1 protein-coding gene is annotated in these 1,198 nt (G+C 65.6%); it reads left to right on the top strand.

From position 1 onward, the window contains the following. The first annotated feature begins 49 nt into the window (after positions 1-49). On the top strand, positions 50-1,141 hold the full coding sequence (locus tag ACIQT2_RS23970) for an isocitrate/isopropylmalate dehydrogenase family protein (protein WP_402951778.1): 1,092 nt from the start codon (positions 50-52) through the stop codon (positions 1,139-1,141). Positions 1,142-1,198: the final 57 nt, after the last annotated feature.

Here is a 1,198-nt window from a genome sequence, read left to right as displayed (position 1 = left end):
TTCCTGGTCCGTCAAAGAGACCTGGTTATAGAGAAAAGGAAACACCCCCGTGACTACATCCAAGCAGTACCGACTGGCAGTTCTGAACGGTGATGGCATCGGCCCGGAGATCGTTCCGGCCTCCGTGAAGATCCTTGACGCGGCTGTCGCCGCGGTAGGTGCCCCGGCCATCGACTGGACCGAGCTGCCCCTGGGCCGGACCGCGATCGACACCCACGGCACGGCCGTCCCGGCCGAAACCCTCGAGGCCCTTAACGACGTCGACGGCTGGCTGCTGGGCCCGCACGACTCGGCCTCCTACCCGGAACCGCACAAGTCCGCGCTGAACCCCTCAGGCACGATCCGCAAGCACTTCGGCCTGTTCGCCAACATCCGCCCGTCCAAGGCCTTCCCCGGCGGCAACGCGATCGTCGAGGGCACCGACCTGGTCATCGTGCGCGAAAACACCGAAGGCTTCTACGCCGACCGGAACACCTTCGCCGGTACCGGCGAAATGATGCCCACCCCGGACGTGGCCATCATGCACGGCATCATCACCCGCGCCGCGACCGAACGCATCGCCCACGCCGCGTTCCAGCTCGCACAGTCCCGCACCAAGCAGCTGACCATCGTGCACAAAGCCAACGTCCTGAAAATGACCACCGGCCTGTTCCGCGACGTCTGCCGCGAGGTCGCCACCCAGTACCCCGACGTGTCCGTGAACGACTTCCACATCGACGCCATGACCGTGCACCTGGTCCGCCGCGCGAACAAGTTCGACGTCATCGTCACCGAGAACATGTTCGGCGACATCCTCTCGGACCTCGCCGGTGAAGTCGCCGGATCCCTGGGCATCGCACCCTCGATCAACTCCTCCGACACCCACGCCATGGCCCAGGCCTCCCACGGCTCCGCCCCGGACATCGCCGGACAGAACATCGCCAACCCCATCGCGATGATCCTCTCCTCGGCCATGCTCCTGCGCTGGCTCGGCGCGAAATTCAACGACGAGAAGATCCTCCAGGCAGCCGAACTGGTCGAAAAAGCCATCGAAGCAACCGTCCTGGACGGCACCACCACCAAGGACATGGGCGGCACCGCCGGCACCAGCGACTTCGCTGACGCCGTCGCCACCCGCGTCAACACCCTCGCCCACGTCTAACCCACACCACCCAAAAGTGCCGGGCGGCACAACCGCCCGGCACCCACAGGACCCACC

It is taken from the genome of Paenarthrobacter sp. NPDC090522 (genome assembly GCF_044769225.1).
GTDB lineage: Bacteria > Actinomycetota > Actinomycetes > Actinomycetales > Micrococcaceae > Arthrobacter.
The sequence above is the reverse complement of the archived record's forward strand: the minus strand, read 5'-3'. Positions and strand labels throughout refer to the sequence as shown.